The 14389-nt window shown below is 68.0% G+C and carries 17 protein-coding genes; 8 read left to right on the forward strand and 9 right to left on the reverse strand.

The genetic code is table 11. The features are described from left to right. The coding region (locus tag IFT36_RS11675; protein WP_200413211.1) for a DEAD/DEAH box helicase at positions 1-1963 on the forward strand (1963 nt) is incomplete at its 5' end. A gap of 19 nt (positions 1964-1982) precedes the next feature. Here the strand turns inward: IFT36_RS11675 and map are convergent. Next, the gene (gene map, locus IFT36_RS11680; RefSeq protein WP_159825165.1) at positions 1983-2759 is read right to left on the reverse strand and encodes a type I methionyl aminopeptidase; all 777 of its coding nucleotides are present in this window, start codon (positions 2757-2759) and stop codon (positions 1983-1985) included. Between the two features lie 80 nt (positions 2760-2839). Between map and IFT36_RS11685 the strand changes: the two genes are divergently transcribed. Then, positions 2840-3139 (forward strand): helix-turn-helix transcriptional regulator, encoded by a 300-nt coding sequence (locus IFT36_RS11685; RefSeq protein ID WP_200413212.1) that lies wholly within the window; start codon positions 2840-2842, stop codon positions 3137-3139. A 75-nt stretch (positions 3140-3214) separates the two neighbouring features. On the opposite strand, the gene tmk is transcribed toward IFT36_RS11685, so the two are convergent. After that, positions 3215-3871 (reverse strand): dTMP kinase, encoded by a 657-nt coding sequence (gene tmk, locus IFT36_RS11690; protein WP_123569973.1) that lies wholly within the window; start codon positions 3869-3871, stop codon positions 3215-3217. Positions 3872-4162: 291 nt separating this feature from the next. Beyond that, positions 4163-4627 carry a DIP1984 family protein gene (locus IFT36_RS11695; protein ID WP_200413213.1) on the reverse strand — a complete coding sequence of 155 codons (465 nt, stop codon included), beginning with the start codon at positions 4625-4627 and terminating at the stop codon, positions 4163-4165. Positions 4628-4823: 196 nt separating this feature from the next. On the opposite strand from IFT36_RS11695, the gene IFT36_RS11700 reads away from it, so the two are divergent. Beyond that, on the forward strand, positions 4824-5393 hold the full coding sequence (locus IFT36_RS11700; RefSeq protein WP_200413214.1) for a recombinase family protein: 570 nt from the start codon (positions 4824-4826) through the stop codon (positions 5391-5393). Continuing rightward, a complete protein-coding gene (locus IFT36_RS11705) occupies positions 5390-6037 on the forward strand; it encodes a hypothetical protein (protein ID WP_200413215.1) in 648 nt (215 codons plus the stop codon). Before IFT36_RS11700 ends, IFT36_RS11705 begins: the two co-directional genes overlap by 4 nt. Before the next feature lie 196 nt (positions 6038-6233). On the opposite strand, the gene lepB is transcribed toward IFT36_RS11705, so the two are convergent. Continuing rightward, positions 6234-6953 (reverse strand): signal peptidase I, encoded by a 720-nt coding sequence (gene lepB / locus IFT36_RS11710; RefSeq protein WP_043595612.1) that lies wholly within the window; start codon positions 6951-6953, stop codon positions 6234-6236. Between the two features lie 983 nt (positions 6954-7936). Next, the gene (locus IFT36_RS11715) at positions 7937-8851 is read right to left on the reverse strand and encodes an SDR family NAD(P)-dependent oxidoreductase (protein ID WP_043595611.1); all 915 of its coding nucleotides are present in this window, start codon (positions 8849-8851) and stop codon (positions 7937-7939) included. Between the two features lie 103 nt (positions 8852-8954). Here IFT36_RS11715 and IFT36_RS11720 point away from each other — a divergent pair, with 103 nt between their 5' ends. Beyond that, complete coding sequence (locus tag IFT36_RS11720) at positions 8955-9554, forward strand: acyl-CoA-like ligand-binding transcription factor (protein ID WP_157485537.1); 600 nt, start codon at positions 8955-8957, stop codon at positions 9552-9554. Here the strand turns inward: IFT36_RS11720 and IFT36_RS11725 are convergent. The 4 genes from IFT36_RS11725 to IFT36_RS11740 form a co-directional block, all read right to left on the reverse strand. Next, on the reverse strand, positions 9541-10203 hold the full coding sequence (locus IFT36_RS11725; protein ID WP_082060036.1) for an MFS transporter: 663 nt from the start codon (positions 10201-10203) through the stop codon (positions 9541-9543). The genes IFT36_RS11720 and IFT36_RS11725 overlap by 14 nt on opposite strands. A gap of 13 nt (positions 10204-10216) precedes the next feature. Then, a complete protein-coding gene (locus tag IFT36_RS11730) occupies positions 10217-10885 on the reverse strand; it encodes a GAP family protein (protein ID WP_043595608.1) in 669 nt (222 codons plus the stop codon). Then, positions 10882-11412, reverse strand: coding sequence for a TetR/AcrR family transcriptional regulator (locus IFT36_RS11735; protein ID WP_157485535.1), 531 nt, complete (start codon positions 11410-11412; stop codon positions 10882-10884). Before IFT36_RS11735 ends, IFT36_RS11730 begins: the two co-directional genes overlap by 4 nt. A gap of 84 nt (positions 11413-11496) precedes the next feature. After that, positions 11497-11850: a winged helix-turn-helix transcriptional regulator gene (locus IFT36_RS11740; RefSeq protein WP_043595645.1), complete on the reverse strand. Its 354-nt coding sequence runs from the start codon at positions 11848-11850 to the stop codon at positions 11497-11499. A gap of 65 nt (positions 11851-11915) precedes the next feature. On the opposite strand from IFT36_RS11740, the gene IFT36_RS11745 reads away from it, so the two are divergent. The 3 genes from IFT36_RS11745 (at position 11916) to IFT36_RS11755 (ending at position 13886) form a co-directional block, all read left to right on the forward strand. After that, positions 11916-12764: an SDR family oxidoreductase gene (locus IFT36_RS11745; protein WP_043595604.1), complete on the forward strand. Its 849-nt coding sequence runs from the start codon at positions 11916-11918 to the stop codon at positions 12762-12764. 341 nt (positions 12765-13105) lie between these two features. Continuing rightward, positions 13106-13564 (forward strand): hypothetical protein, encoded by a 459-nt coding sequence (locus IFT36_RS11750; protein WP_082460660.1) that lies wholly within the window; start codon positions 13106-13108, stop codon positions 13562-13564. Then, positions 13554-13886 (forward strand): transcriptional regulator, encoded by a 333-nt coding sequence (locus IFT36_RS11755; protein ID WP_056049920.1) that lies wholly within the window; start codon positions 13554-13556, stop codon positions 13884-13886. The genes IFT36_RS11750 and IFT36_RS11755 overlap by 11 nt, the downstream gene beginning before the upstream one ends. The last annotated feature ends 503 nt before the right edge of the window (positions 13887-14389 follow it).

The raw sequence follows: 14389 nt of genomic DNA on the forward strand, positions 1-14389 counted from the left end.
CGCGCCCGACCCGCTCGAGCTCGCCCGCGTGCCCCGCGAGCCGAACCCGGTCGCCGTGGGCCTCGCGGCGCACGTGGCCGACGTCGACCCGCTCGACCGCACCCCCGACCAGACGGCCATCGCCCTCGCGGCGTCGGCCATCGACTACCACCGCCGCGAGGCCAAGACGTTCTGGCAAGAGCACTTCGACCGCCTCCGCAACCCGGTCGACGACTGGGCCGACACCCGCGACGTGTTCGTGGTCGAGACGGCGTCGGTCGAGCGCGAGTGGCAGAAGCTGCCCCGGGCCCGCAAGCTCAGCCGCGAGGTGCGGCTGCGCGGCCGCCTCGCGCCCGGCAGTCGCCTGGGCGAAGGAGGCGCGCCCTACGCCGTCTACGACGCCCCCGTCCCGCCCGGGGTCGCCTCGCTCGGCCCCGGGCTGCGGGGTGCCGTCGGGTCGACGGTGGTCGAGGCCGGCCCGAACGGCGACCGGCACGAGGTCGTGCTGCTCGAGCGCGTCACCGGCGACGACGACCGGCACGACGCGTTCCCGGTCGCGCTGACGCCCGCCGCGCCTCCCCGGGCCACTCCGCAGCCCGAGGCGATCGCCGAATGGGGTGGGCACGTGCTCGACGCCCTGCCCGAGATGCTGCCCGACCCGGCGTTCGACCTGCTGCGGCGGCAGCCGCCGCGTCGGCGGTCGGGTGGCGGGCCCGCACCCGTGGTCGGGAACGACACCGTCTCGGCCGTCGTCGAGACCCTGCTCGACCTCGACCGCTCGTACCTCGCCGTCCAGGGCCCTCCCGGCACGGGCAAGACCTACGTCGGTTCGCGGGTCGTCGCCCGGCTGGTGCGTGAGCACGGCTGGCGTGTCGGGGTCGTCGGGCAGTCGCACGCCGTGGTCGAGAACGTCCTGCGGGCGGCCATCACGGCCGGGGTCGATCCCGAGCGCGTGGGCAAGGTGCCGAAGTCGGGCACGACCGCTGAGCAGGCCGACGAGCAGCCCTGGCGTGCCCTGAAGTCCGGCGGCGAGGCCGCGTTCCTCGCCGAGGCCGACGGTGGGGCGGGCGGTGCCGGGGTCGACGGCGGCGGGCAGGCCGTGGGGGCCGTGTTCGGGGCGACGGCCTGGGGGTTCGCCAACGCCGACAAGGTGGCCCGCGCCTCCCTCGACCTGCTGGTCGTCGACGAGGCCGGGCAGTTCTCGCTCGCCTCGACCGTGGCGGCCTCGGTCGCCGCGACGCGGTTGCTGCTGCTCGGCGACCCGCAGCAGTTGCCGCAGGTCAGCCAGGGCAGCCACCCCGAGCCGGTCGACGAGTCGGCCCTCGGCTGGTTGGCCGACGGCCACGACGTGCTTCCGGCCGAGTACGGCTACTTCCTCGCCACCACCTGGCGCATGCATCCGGAGCTGTGCGCCCCGGTCAGCGAGCTGTCCTACGGCGGGGCCCTGACCGCCCATGCCTCCGACCGCCGGCTCGAGGGCGTAACACCCGGCCTCCACGTCGAACCGGTGACGCACGTCGGCAACACGACCTCGTCGGTCGAGGAGGCCCGGGCGGTCGTCGAGATCGTGCGGTCGGTCGTCGGCCTCGACTGGTCGGACGCCGACGGCACCCGGCCCCTGACCGCGGCCGACGTCATCGTCGTCGCGCCGTACAACGCCCACGGCGCCGTGCTGCGCGAGCACCTCGACGCGGCCGGCTTCGACGAGACGCCCGTCGGCACGGTCGACTTGTTCCAGGGGCAGGAGGCCGTCGTGGCCGTCGTCTCGCTGGCGGCGTCGAGTGCCGCCGACATCCCGCGCGGGCTGGACTTCCTGCTGATGCCGAACCGGTTGAACGTGGCCTTGTCGCGGGCGAAGTGGGCGGCGTTCCTGGTGCACTCCCCGCTGCTCGCGACGGGGTTGCCCACCTCGATCGCGGGGCTCGGGCTGCTGAGCGGGTTCCTGCGCCTGACCGGGCAGGGCCAGCCGGCCGTCGAGGGCTGAGCCGGTCCGTGCGGTCGGACTAGCGGACGGGGCGCCGCGTCAGCACCTCGGCGCCGTCCTCGGTGATGGCGATCGTGTGCTCGCTGTGGGCCGTCCGGCAGCCCGTCGCGCTGCGCAGCGTCCAGCCGTCGGCGTCCGTGACGAGCTCGTCGGTGTCGGTCATCACCCACGGTTCGAGCGCGAGCAACAACCCGGGCCGCAGGCGGTAGCCCCGCCCCGGGCGCCCGGTGTTCGAGACGTGCGGGTCCTGGTGCATGGTCGAGCCGATGCCGTGGCCGCCGAACTCGACGTTGATCGGGTAGCCCGCGTCCGACAGCACCGAGCCGATCGCGTGCGACAGGTCGCCGATGCGCGCCCCCGGCCCGGCCGCCGCGATGCCGGCCTCGAGCGCCCGCTCGGTCGTCTCGATCAGGCGGACGCTCTCGGCCGGACGCGAGTCGCCCACGACGAAGCTCACCGCCGAGTCGGCCGCCACCCCGTCGAGCACGACGGCGAGGTCGAGCGTCAGCAGGTCGCCGTCGACGAGTCGTCGGTCGTGCGGCAGCCCGTGCAGCACGGCGTCGTTCACGGCCGTGCAGACGTAGTGGCCGAAGGGACCCCGGCCGAACGACGGCGCGTAGTCGACGTAGCACGAGACCGCCCCGGCCTCGTCGATCATCGTCTGGGTCCACGAGTCGACGTCGAGCAGGTTCGTGCCGACGGTCACCCGGTCGCGCAGCGTCTGCAGGATGGTGCCGACGAGTGCGCCGGTCGCCCGGGCCCGTTCGATCTCGGAGGGGTTCAAGATCTCGATCATGGGTGTCCTGCCGTTCGCGTGCCGAAGATCATCCCGGTAAAGGTATCCCACTCGGGCCTTCGGCGCACTACGCTCGGGGCATGGTCCGTCTGCCGCTCACGCCCGCCGAGATCGAACGCGGTCGCCGCCTCGGGGTGCTGCTGAGGCAGGCCCGTGGCTCCCGGCCGATGCTGCAGGTCGCCCTGGACGCCGGGCTGTCGCCCGAGACCCTGCGAAAGATCGAGACCGGTCGCGTGGCGACGCCGGCCTTCTCGACCATCGCCGCGATCGCCGCTGTCGTCAGCATCTCGCTCGACGACGTCTGGGCCGAGATCACGCGCGACGGAGCCGGGGGAGCAGCGGACGCACCGTCCGTCGTCGACGCGGCCCGCGCCTCCTGACCCCGTCGGGGTGTCGCTCACGTGCCGGGGCGAGCGTCCCGTCGTGACGGCTCGGTCACCCGAGGAGGCGCGGTGTCAGCCCTGCGGGCGCGCCAGCGACCCGAGGTCGAGCCGGGTCGAGACCTCGTGCCAGACGGCGTCGGCGAGTTCGTCGGTCGAGCGGTCGGCGTCGACCGTGACGACGACCTCGTCGGCCTGCTCGATGGCCTCGGCGTAGCGTTCGCGGGCTGCCCGGAGTCGCTCGTCGACCTCGAACCGGTCGGTGGTCGTGCGTCCGCTGGCGAGGCGCTCGAGGGCGACCTCGGGCGAGACGTCGAGGTAGATCGTCAGGTCGGGCAGCATCAGGTCGGTGCTGATGGAGTTCGACGAGGCGATCCAGTCGCTGCCCACGTCGGACGCCTGGTAGGCCTGTGACGACAGGTGGTACCGGTCGCAGAGGACGGTCGTGCCCCGCTCGACGATGCCGAGCATGCCGTCGTGGGCGTTCGTGATGTGGTCGAGGCGGTCGGCGACGAAGAGCGACGCGATGACGCGGTCGTCCAGGTCGACCCGGCGGTTGAAGCCGTTGCGGATCAACGTGCCGACGGGGCCGGTGGTCGGCTCGGCCGTCTGGTGCACCGGCACCCCCGCGTCCTGGAGACGGGCGGCGAGCAGGCGCGCCTGCGTCGACTTGCCCGACCCGTCGATGCCCTCGAACACGATGAACGCCCCACGGGCTGCCTGATCCGTCACCCGGCGAGCCTATCGATCGTCGCCCCCGTCGCGGGACGGACCGCGACGCGGACGTGTGCCGACGGAGGCAGCCCCAGGAGGCGCGGTGAGGTCCCCGATCCCGCCCTCGACGTCTCCGGTCAGCACACGGTGGTGAACGATGCAGGGTGCGCGGTCACCGGTGATCGGTGCGGGGCTGAGTGGTGACGACGTGAGTCGTAGCGCTGCCCTCCGCGCCTGCAGGGTGACCGGGATGACCGCCGGTCGCGGTTCGTGCTCGCCCCGGTGACGTCTACCGACTCACCGCGCAGGTCAGTTCTGCAGTTCGGCCTCCCAGTTGGTCTTCTGGATCTCGACGTCGAGTTCGCGGAGGTCCTTGGCGACGGCGTCGGCACGGTCCCGCAGCTCGGCGACCGGGAGGGCCGAGAACATCCGTAGCTCGCTGCGGAGCTGGCGGTAGCCGCCGGAGGCGCCGCGGGCCGCGTCGGAGGCGGTCACGAGCAGGGCGTGGGTGGCGCGCAGGGTCTCGCGGCGGGCCAGGGCAGCGGTCATCGTGCTGCCGTCGGCGAGGGTCGTGCGGGCGTTGGTGAGGTTGATGCGCACGACGAGCGACTCGAGGGCGGCGAGGGTGTCGACCGCCTGGCGCAGCAGCTCGGCGGCGTCCTCGGTGGGCTCTTCGCCCTCCTGGTAGCGGGCGTTCGCGGAGACGCGGTCACGCAGCTGGTCGACCCGGCGCTGGGCGTCGGACCGTTGCAGGAGGGCTTCGGCGAGCTTCATGATGAGAAATCCTACGCACGTCGGGTGCGCGGCGCGTCGTGCGTGTCGCCGGCGCCCGGTCGCCGGTCGTTCATCGGGACACTCGCGAGCGGCCGCTTAGGACGCCCGAGGTCAAGTGGCGTCTGGCCTGCGGATTCGAGTATGCCTGTCCCGCAAAAATGCCCGGTGACGGGGGTCTAAACGCTACAGTCGTCGGATGCTCATCGGATACGCCCGCGTCTCGACCTCGGGGCAGGATCTCGCAGCACAACGTGATGGTCTCGCAGCGCTCGGTGTTGACGATCAACACGTGCATGTTGACCACGGCCTCTCGGGCACGACTCGAGCCAGGCCGGGGCTCCGCGAGGCGCTGGCCGCGTGCCGTGCCGGCGACGTCCTGGTGGTGACAAAGCTCGATCGTCTCGCTCGGTCACTTCGAGATGCGACGGACATCGCGGACGAGCTGACGAAGAAGGGTGTCGCCCTGAACCTCGGGGGAGCGGTCTACGACCCCACCGATCCGGTCGGCCGGCTCCTGTTCAACGTCCTCGGCATGGTCGCCGAGTTCGAGGCGGACCTGATCCGGGCCCGCACGCGGGAGGGCATGGCGATCGCCAAGGCCGCGGGCAAGCTCCGCGGTCGCAAGCCCAAGCTGACTGCTTCACAGGAGAAGCACCTCGTGCAGCTGCACCGCACCGGCGCCCACACTACGAGCGAGATCGCAGAGCTCTTCGGTGTCGCTCGCTCGACGGTCTATCGGGCCATCCAGCGGGCCGGTCAAGCATGATCGCGGACTCCATTCCATGGCGACAGCAACTCTGGGCCTCCTCGATCTATCTTGAAAAGCGTGCTGCGTCGCGACGCTGGACGGAACGCACGTCGTATTTGGTCGAGCGAGATCTCATGAACGGGATGTTTGCCATCCGTCGCCTTATGGAGTCTGCGAAGACATCGTCGAACATTCCGCGCGAGAGGGTGTCCTGTGGGGTGACCGCGCTTGCCGGCCGGGTGCCGCAGATTTACGACCGCTGGGCATTTTGGGAGCACTACGACGTGGACTCGAAGCAGCAAACACAGCTCACGGTTAGGGAGTTGGTCTCGCTTTTTATCCATTCGTTCGTGCTGGACTTCTACCCGACGTCTGACGATGGCCCAGCGATGATCTGGGTTGTCTCAGACCGTGACAGGCATAAACGCCTGTATTCCATGTCCTTCGAGCAAGTCATCAATCTCTTCCGCCGGATCGGCTCGGAGGACGTCGTCTTCCGAGCGGGGGTTTTCGACGAGACGGCTGTGCGTCTGTCCCAACACGACATGGTCGACGCAGGCTTTGCGAAGTACGACCCGTTTCCCGTGGCCACTAACTCGTCGGCGAGCCTCGATGCACTCCGGCATGCCTTTCCGCACCTCAACTGGTTGGCAGGCTCGTAGGCAGCAAGGTAGAGCGGGAGCCCGTCACACATGACCACCCGATCGGCCGCAACGTTGGGGGCGATCGGCAGCGCCTGAGACCGTGGACCATGCGGCACGCGCCGGGGTCGTGGCTTGGTTCCCCGGATGTCCGATAGCCGATCCCTGGCCGCACCCTCTTTGTGCGCTTCCGTAGAACGTGCGTCGTCGCAATCCTTCAGTTGGTTATGGAGCGGGGATCGGTGCCGGCGAAGACGGTGGGGTAATTGTCGAGCCAGGTCCAGCGGCTCGAGGGCCAGCTGATGACGGCTGCTCGCCCAGCGACGTCGCTCAGGGGAACGAAGCCTTCCCCGGGTTTGTCACGGTTGTAGCGGGAATCTCTCGAGTTGTACCTGTTGTCGCCCATGACCCAGAGGGAGCCATCGGGGACCGTGACGGTGAAGTCATCACGGGAAGCGCGGGTTTCGTCGGGGAGAACGGTGATGTATGGCTCATCGAGGGGGACGCCGTTGACGCTCATGTGCCCGAAATCGTCGCAACAGGTCACGGTGTCTCCGGGCAGGCCAATGACGCGCTTGATGAGATATCCGGTGCCGTCATGGGGTGCCAACCCGATGGTGGAGAGCACTTTGTCAACTGGTCCCGTGGCAGGGGTTGCGGCTTCGAGAGGGCTGAGCCAGCCGCCGGGGTCTGCGAAGACGACGACGTCTCCGCGGTGCAGGGGCACAAGTCCTGGAACGAGTTCGTTGACAATCACGCGGTCGTTAATTTCGAGGGTGTGCTCCATCGACCCCGAGGGGATGTAGAAGGAGCGCACGAGGTAGGTCTTGACCAGGAAAGAGAGGACGAGGGCTGCGAGGAAGATGACGAGCACGTCACGCAGGAACCGCCAGATTGATCGCGGGCGTCGGCCGGCAGTGTTGAGGGCCGTTGGCATGGAGACAACGTACTGGGCGGAGCCCCCTCATTCGGTGCCCGATAGGCGATCGCCAACTTGTCTCGATGTGGCGGCACCGCAGGCCGCACGGCTGTAAGTCGTAGGCGCGCTACCGTGACCCCATGGCACGTCCATCTCGCCCCACTCGGTGGGCGTTAGTTCTCAGTGGCCTGACCGTCGCAGCACTCGTCGTCTGCGCTATCGCAACCGTCAGGGCCGGGTGGTTCACACCGGTCTTTCCCTGGCCAGTGCCTGAGGGGACGGAGATCGTCCAGACGAAGCAGCAGTTCGAGTCGGCGCTCAATGCGCAGCGTGTGGGACGGGTAGCCGCGGTTGCAGCGGTCGTCTCGGCTCTTGGCGTGGCTGTCGTTACGTTCGTTCGTCGAAAAGCCCGGCGCGCCCGATAGCTGATCGTCTGGCGGGCCCAGGGGGCCTCACCCAGAAGCTAAGAGAGGATGTTCCGAACAGACGCCAGGCTTTGTCCGCTCGCAATCGCGATGGCTCCTTCCGAGACTCCCGCGTTTGCCGCCTCGCGGATCAGGGCGACCCAGCTCGGCGGGAAGCTCGCCGCCGGATTCTTCCTGCGGCGTAAATCCTCTGTTGCTGAGGCCAGTCATGCCAAGGCGTCGTCGGCAGCGATATTTACAGCAGGAGCAGTGCCCTCGCCTCCAAAGGTGAAGGACCAGTCGGGTGACGCGGGTAGGTCGTGTGCGTCGATGGTTCGCTCCAATGCCAGAAATTGCGAGACGACTTCCAACCTCGAGTGTGTCAGGCGCGTGTCCCGAGAGGGGATCGCGCACTGAGACGGGGGGTCAGTGAGTAGTGGTGTCGGTCTCGGGAGAGCGGGCTAATCGCCCTATAGGCGGTTAGCTATCGGGCGGCGGTGGTCGATCGTCCACCTGGCTGTGTGCCAGGTGGAGTTCTGCAGGAACGAATGCCTATGGTCGTTGGATAGAGGGCGTCTCTTTTCCGGGGTTGAGTCGTTATGCGGGAAAGGTAACGCCGGTGAGTTCCTCGGACACGGACCACAGGTGGCGCTGTGTCGTCAGGTCGTATGAGGCGGCGCTGGATGTAACCAACTGCGGGTGTCCTCGGGTCTCGCGTATGCGGTCGGGGCCGTAGTACTGGCCGCCGAGCACGCTTGGATCAGTTGCGGCACGCAGTGTGGGGAGTGCGCCTCCAGCAGCGCTTTGGGCAAGCAAAGGCTTGACGGCGGCCGACGCGATCCGCGCGAGAGCAGGCAAGTTCTGGGTCAACTCGGTGGAAGCGTTGCCTGGGTGCGCGGCGACGGCCATAGTGCTGCCGTACGCCGTGAGGCGGCGCTGCAGCTCGTAGGTGAACATCAAGTTGGCCAGCTTGGCCTGGCCATAGGCGGCAACCCGGTCGTAGCTGCGGTCCCACTGCAGGTCGTCGAAGTAGATAGCCGCGCGAATGCGGTGACCGTAGCTGCTCACCGTCACGACTCGAGAGCCCGGCACAGGCAGGAGGTGATCGAGCAGCAGCCCGGTCAGCGCGAAGTGACCGAGGTGGTTCACGCCGAACTGCAGGTCGAAACCGTCGGCTGTCTTCTGCTGAGGCGTGTACATCACGCCGGCGTTGTTGATCAGCAGGTCAATCCGCGGGTGCGCCGACCTGAGATCTGTGGCCGCTGCGCGCACGGATTCCAGTGAACCCAGGTCCAGGTTCTGCACGGAGACTTTGGCATTGGGCACATGGGAGGCGATTCTCGACGCGGCCTCCTTGCCCTTGGTGGTGTCGCGGACAGCGAGCACCACGGCCGCGCCATGATCCGCGAGGGCGAGGGCGGTCTCAAAGCCGAGTCCACTACTGCCTCCGGTGATCACAGCGACGCGCCCGTCCTGGCGTGGGATGTCGTTCAAAGTCCATGGCGTGGTCATGTGGCAGCTCCAATGTTTCGTGGTCAACGTCTGGCAAATGCCACTGTAGGGCACATGTGCCACTGAGTGCCACCTATGCCCGTTGCCTTGTAAGCTGGCACATGTGAGCGAGTCCACTCCTATCCCGGTGCGTGAAAGAGCTCGACGAGCCATGCAAACCGAGTTGGCGATGCTGGCCCAGGATCTGTTCGCGGTTAGGGGATACGAGCAGACAACAATCGATGACCTGGTCTCGGCTGCCGGCATCTCCAGGCGAACGTTCTTTCGCTACTTCACCTCGAAAGAGGACGTCATGCTGGGCAAGTACGACGCGTGGTCGCAGATGCTCGCCCAGGCACTCGGTGCACGGCCCGTCGACGAGCCGGTGTGGGAATCGCTACGGCGGGCATTCGACGTCGTCGTCGAGCACTTCGAGGACGAGACACTCGCTGAACGCGCCCTCGCGATCGAAAAGATCATCCATGACAACCCGGCTCTGAGTGCGGGCGAGCTCGAGCGTATCTCGCGGGTCCAGGGCGATCTCGCCGAAATCGTACGGATGCGCCTGGGCCGTTTAGCGGTCACCGACCCGCGCCCGACGGTGATCGCCGGCGCGGCCCTGACCTGCGTGATCGCCGCGAAGGATGTATGGATCACCACGGACCGTGGCCGATCCTTTGGAAGGCTGCTCGACGAGGCCATGGGCGCAATTAAACCCGTCTGATCTCACCCATACGGGGCAGGACTAGTGAGTTCCCAGCGAGCTGGCTCTCGCGATGAGGGCCGAGATTCGCCGTACCCACGCAATCAAGCGCCACACCAAAACCCTGTCCCGCCCACTCGACTGCGAGCCGAGCGTGTTGGTTTGCCGGTTGCGAGGAACGCCCTTGAATGCCAATTGTCTGCGCGAGGGTTCCACCGATCAGAGGCCCTGCGATGGTGCCGGCCATGATGGCGGAGGAGAGGGTGCCCAGCGCCCAAGCGGAGCGGCCTTTAGGGGTCTGAGCGGCGACGAGGATGGTTGGTCCGGAGGCGTAGCCGCCGAGGAGGCCGACCAGCAGCCGCAGCAGTACGAGTTGAGTGACGTCTTGGGCGACCCCGATGAGCGACATCGCGATCGCCATGACGAGGCTCGCGCGGATCAGCATCGGTTTCCGGCCGAAGTGGTCCCCGAGATAACCCCACAGCGGTGCTGTCAAGGCCGCGGTCAGAAACGTCGCGGCGTAGGCGATGCCGGACCAGAGAGTTACCGCGGCCGGATCCCCAACGCCAAGGTCTCGGACGTAGAGAGGAAGGATCGGCAGAATCAGGGTCATGCCAATGATCGTCGTGAACGAGCCAAGCGCGCACACGAGGAGATTCCGCCGGACCACTGCTCGACGTCGGTCAGCGCAGGAGCCAGAACGGCAGCGACGCGACCAATGCGCCGAGCAGGATCAACACGACCGCGACGAAGGGGGACGCCTTCACCTCGCCGGTACCGAATCGGGCGGTGACACGCATGAGCAGCGCACGCGTCCGACGGCGCGCGAGGCTTCCCACCAAGAGCAATACGAGGCACGGGACGCAGTAGACCACCGCGTACCCGGCGAGGACGAGCAGGCCCTCCGCTGGCGTGACCTGCGCGTCTAGGAGGCGCTCGATCGCAATGAAGTACGGGAACGCATTCGGTAGGTCGGCCCCGGTTAGCAGCGCCCCGAACGGGAGCGCAGTCCAGGGTGTGAACCACGATGGCAACCCGATCGGCTTCCTGGGTCGCGTGTGGAAGCGTCGTATCCCGGAGCGGACCAGGACGACGCCCGCGGCGGCGAAGGCGACGTAGCGGATACCCTGCACAATCCCGTCGACGGCACCAGCTGCCGCGCCCGCGCCGAGGAAGAGCGCGGCGCCGACCGCGAACACGGTGAGTGCCGCCCCAAGCACCGTGACGAGTGCCATCAGCGCGGGACGCCGCGGGGCGGCGAGAAGGATCAAGGTCACCGCGACGATCGTGGCCGGGTTCAGCGAGTCAAGCGCAGCGAGGCCCGCGATCGCCAGCAGCAGCTGCGCGGTCACCGCCCGCCCCTCCCACCCGCGGGCAAGAGAGAACCGAGGAGAGCGTCGAGCTCCGCGGCCGTGGGTGCCGGCTCGATGCCGGCGATGACGTTGGCGAACAAGCCGTCGCCGACAAGCCGGATCACCCGTGCGCGGCCGGCGTCACCCACCTCGTCGCGGATCATCGCCTCCCATCGGGCTATGGCCTCCTGGGATGCAGTCGCCACCGCATCACCCGGCGCCTCGACCGCCCGGTGCGCAATGGCCATCGCTCGGAAGACCGCGACGTCCTCCCCCGTGGGGACCGACATGCGCAACCAGGTCTCCGCCGCACTCCCTTCGCCCGCCGCTGCGGTCATGGCCGTGTCGACCTCCTCGAGCGCTGCCATCGCCAGCCCCTGCACCAGCGCCGCACGCGTCGGGAAGTGGTGCACCAACCCGCCCTTGGATACGCCCGCCGCGGCGGCGGTCTCGTTTAACGACGGAATGACCCCGCGTGCGAGCGCGAGCTCGCGGGCGGCGGCAAGGACGAGTGCGCGGCGATCCATGACCACACCATAACAGGCAAACCGACCGGCCGGTCGGTTTGTGAACAGACAGAACGCGGCAGAAGCGTCTCGATAGCCGATCCTCTACCGAGGAACCACCTCGATCTCTGCGTCGGGTGTCGGCGGGACGGACAGCGCCCAGGCGTTCATCGACTCAAGCACGGGCCGGAGCCCCTGCCCCGTCGGGGTGAGCTCGTAGACGACGCGCGGCGGGATCTCGGAGTACGCCGTCCTGGTGACGAGGCCCGACGTCTCGAACTTCCGGAGGCGGTTGGTGAGGGTGTGCGCACTGATGCCGGGCAGCGCCTCCTTTAGCTCGGTGAAACGAGCCGGGCCCTCGAGGAGCTCTCGCACGATGAGCGTTGCCCAGGGGCCGTCGAGCAGTGTCAGGAACTTCGCGATGCCGCACTCGGGCCAGATCTCCCCACAGAAAGCCATGAACATGGACAGTACGCCATTGGTGCAGTTGACGTAACTGGTGCACCAGATGCATTGATAGCTTCATGACCTATCTCATCCACGGCGCTACTGGCGCCCAGGGCTCCCCCGTCGTCGCATCCCTTCTCGCTTCCGGCGCCGCCGTCACCGCGGCGGTCCGCGACCCGTCCGCCTATGAGGGAGGCGGCGCGCCCGTCGCCGTCGACCTGATGTCGGTCGCGTCCCTCGCGGCGGCCTACGCGGGCGTCGACGGCGTCTTCGTGCACCTTCCGGTCGGCGACGCCGCCCAGCAGCTCGCGCATGCCCGGACGGTCGTCGCAGCCGTCGAGCAGGCACGGCCGGCCCGGGTGGTCGTCTCGACCAGCGGGTACCCGACGGAGGGCGACGGTGCGGCTGAGAGTCCCGTCGGCTTCCTCACTGCCGGTCTGCGGGCGACCGGGGTCTCCGTCGCCGTCGCGGCCCCGCGCCTCTTCCTCGAGAACCTGCTGCTGCCGCCGGTCGCCGCGGGCGTGGAGCAGGAGGGCGTCCTCCGCTACCCGATCCGTGACGACTACGCCGTGTCGTGGAGCTCGCACCTCGACGTGGCCGACGTCGTCGCGCGACTGCTGCAGGACGGCTCCGTGACCGGTGTCGTCGGGGTCGGTGCGCTGCCCGGCCTCGTGGGCTCCGACCTCGCGGCTGGCTTCGCCGCAGCCTCGGGCACGAGCGTGCGGTTCGAGGCGCAGGACGTCGACGACTTCGGCCGCGTCATCGAGCCCCTCTTCGGCTCAGCCGGAGCGGACCCTGTCGTGGCCTCGTACCGGTGGCGGGCCACCCTGCCCTCCGAGCTCATCGACCCTGCCACGAGCGCACAGCAGCAGCTCGGGCTGAGCCCGCGCACGGTCGAGCAGTGGCTCAAGGACCTCCGGGCCTGACCCGTTCGCTGTACGACAGCAAGGGCTGCTCCCCGACCAAGGCGATCTTCAGTTGGGGAGCGGTTCTGATCTGGCCAGGGCCCGCTCGTGGTGTTCGTCGGCGCTAGTCACAAACGATCGTTTCTGCATGCCCGATAGGGGATCCATGACGGGGAACCCGGGCGAACCCAGGAACCCCGCCATTCACAGCGGGGGTCTGGGCTGCCCTCGCAACGTAGCCGTATGTCGGCCGAGCATCTAGTGCCCGGTGAAGGATCGGTCAGGGGGCAAGTGGCAGAGCGTCAAGGGGGTCCGCAAGCAGACCCTTGCTTTCCACGTGGTTAAGTGAATAGCTTGTCCACATGGAAAGCAACCATGGTCAGAGTCCTGCCTCTGCTCGCGATGCCCTGCGTGGTCTCGAGGGTGACAGGCTCGAACTGGCGCGAAGGACGCGTTCACCACGCTGGTATTACCCGGGGCTGGCGCTGTTCACGGCAGCGATAGCCCTGGCTCCCCTTGCTGGAGGCGTGTGGGTCTTCGTTGTCATAGCTTTCGCTTGCCTCGGGCTCGTCGGCCTCGAGCGGGCCTTCGTGCTCACGACGGGAATCTCCACCAATAGGGTTCCTGGCCCCAGATCGTTGATCGTCCTCGTCGTGATGGGCATCGTGGTGCTCACGATGGTTTTCGTTTCCGGCCTCGCCGTGCATGCGGACTCGACTGCCTGGGCGTTGACGGCCGGCGCGGTGAGCTTCCTCACCATGTTCCCGGGCGGATACGTCTACGACCACTTCTACGGCCAGGAGCTACGGCGTGGCGTCTAGCGCACAATTTGACGAATCGATCCATGCTCCAACGAGGCTCCGCCTGTGCGCTCTTCTCCGCCCCGTCGACCACATCGATTTCTCGGTCCTCGCCATGACTCTCGGGCTGAGCGACGCGAACCTGTCCAAGACCGTCCGCGCGCTCACGGAACTCGGATACATGAGCACGACAAAAGAAGCTTCCACGACCAGGCGCGACGCGCGTCGAACCACCCGCATCTCGCTCACACCCGCGGGCCGGGTCGCAATCGACGGGCACCTCGCTGCCCTGCAGGACCTCGCATCAGCCAAGGACCTGAGCGCTACGGCAACCGACCGTTGACTGCCCGATAGCCGATCGGCTCCAGGGCGCATCGCGAGACGGGCATACTCGCTCCATGAGCAATCCCGCAGGCGTTTCCGGCCGTGCCGTGCGGCGGCGGCTGCGAGAGACGTCATGCCCGGACTGCGAGCACCCCTGGGAAGAGCACGGGGGTTCGACCCTCGAGGCGCCGGTGGCCTGTGGGGAGTGCCAGTACGAGGAGGACCACGCGCAGCAGGTCCCTGGTCGAGAGACGTGCTGGAACAGCGTGCCTCCTGCGTTGTTCGTGCGGCCGACGGCCCGAGAGCTAGAGCGCGCAGCGCCACTCCACAGAAAAGTTCTTCTGCGATTCGGGCAGTTGATGCTGGCTATGTTGCATCTAGTAGTGCGTTGGCCCTGACCAAGGGTGCCCTATAGACGATCGTTCACCGGGAGCTGAGTAGACGTAGAGTCTTGCTCTCTACTTGGAGTTTCGGTCAAGCGCCCTCGCCGTCTCTATCGGGAATCGGCATACTGAGGTCGTG

Origin of the sequence: Frigoribacterium sp. CFBP 13605 (genome assembly GCF_014839405.1) — a bacterium.
Taxonomy (GTDB): domain Bacteria; phylum Actinomycetota; class Actinomycetes; order Actinomycetales; family Microbacteriaceae; genus Frigoribacterium.

What these genes read in the sequence shown, in the direction of transcription:
- map (WP_159825165.1), bottom strand. Translation starts at nt 2,759, where the DNA reads ATGATCGAGATCTTGAACCCCTCCGAGATCGAACGGGCCCGGGCGACC.
- IFT36_RS11685 (WP_200413212.1), top strand. Translation starts at nt 2,840, where the DNA reads ATGGTCCGTCTGCCGCTCACGCCCGCCGAGATCGAACGCGGTCGCCGC.
- IFT36_RS11695 (WP_200413213.1), bottom strand. Translation starts at nt 4,627, where the DNA reads ATGAAGCTCGCCGAAGCCCTCCTGCAACGGTCCGACGCCCAGCGCCGG.
- IFT36_RS11700 (WP_200413214.1), top strand. Translation starts at nt 4,824, where the DNA reads ATGCTCATCGGATACGCCCGCGTCTCGACCTCGGGGCAGGATCTCGCA.
- IFT36_RS11705 (WP_200413215.1), top strand. Translation starts at nt 5,390, where the DNA reads ATGATCGCGGACTCCATTCCATGGCGACAGCAACTCTGGGCCTCCTCG.
- lepB (WP_043595612.1), bottom strand. Translation starts at nt 6,953, where the DNA reads ATGCCAACGGCCCTCAACACTGCCGGCCGACGCCCGCGATCAATCTGG.
- IFT36_RS11715 (WP_043595611.1), bottom strand. Translation starts at nt 8,851, where the DNA reads ATGACCACGCCATGGACTTTGAACGACATCCCACGCCAGGACGGGCGC.
- IFT36_RS11735 (WP_157485535.1), bottom strand. Translation starts at nt 11,412, where the DNA reads ATGGATCGCCGCGCACTCGTCCTTGCCGCCGCCCGCGAGCTCGCGCTC.
- IFT36_RS11740 (WP_043595645.1), bottom strand. Translation starts at nt 11,850, where the DNA reads ATGGCTTTCTGTGGGGAGATCTGGCCCGAGTGCGGCATCGCGAAGTTC.
- IFT36_RS11745 (WP_043595604.1), top strand. Translation starts at nt 11,916, where the DNA reads ATGACCTATCTCATCCACGGCGCTACTGGCGCCCAGGGCTCCCCCGTC.
- IFT36_RS11750 (WP_082460660.1), top strand. Translation starts at nt 13,106, where the DNA reads ATGGAAAGCAACCATGGTCAGAGTCCTGCCTCTGCTCGCGATGCCCTG.